The following is a 767-nucleotide window of genomic DNA, read 5'->3' on the forward strand; positions in this document are numbered from 1 at the left end:
GACAACGCCAAGAAGGACAAGGAGACCGCGGAGGCCAAGCTCGCCGTCGCGGTGAAGGCCGAGGCGGACGCGAAGGCGGCCGCCGCCGACGCGCACGCCAAGCGGCTCGCGGCGGAAGCCGAGGAGAAGACGGCCAAGGCGGAGAAGGAGAACGCCGCCGCCAGCCGCGCCGAGGCCGCCGAGCACCGCGAGAACGCCGAGTCCGAGGCGACGAAGGCCAAGAACGCCAAGGACAGGGCCGAGGCCGCCGAGAAGACCGCCGGAGACCGGCGCGACGACGCGGTCAAGGCCAAGGACCACGCCCAGGAAATGCGGAACGACGCGTGGGACGCCGAACAGAAGGCGGACGCGGCCCGCGCCAAGGCCGACGCGAAGCAGGCATACGCCGACTCCCTCGACTCCGGCGACGCCGCCGACGCGGCCCGTGTGGCGGCGAACGAGGCGGACAAGGCGGCCGACGACGCCGAAGCGGCGGCGGGCAGGGCCCGCACGGAGGCCGATGCCGCCACGCAGGCGGCGGCGGACGCGGACGCCGCGGCGACCCGCGCCGAGGCCGCGGCCAAGCGGGCCCGTTCCGACGCTGACGCCGCCCAGGCGGCCAAGCTGAAGGCGGACGCGGCCGTGAAGACGGCCACGAGCGCCGCCGCGGACGCGATCACGGCTTCGCAGCATGCCGCGTCCGAGGCGAAGACGGCGGTGAAGCTGGCGGACGAGGCGGAGCAGCACGCGAAGGACGCCAAGTCGCAGGCCGACGCGGCGAACAAGGA

General features: G+C 75.0%; 1 pseudogene. It reads left to right on the top strand.

Annotated features, from left to right (window positions below):
- Positions 1 to 767, top strand: a pseudogene (locus GT045_RS01070) (virulence factor); the annotation flags it as partial.

Source organism: Streptomyces sp. SID486 (assembly GCF_009865385.1).
Lineage (GTDB): Bacteria > Actinomycetota > Actinomycetes > Streptomycetales > Streptomycetaceae > Streptomyces.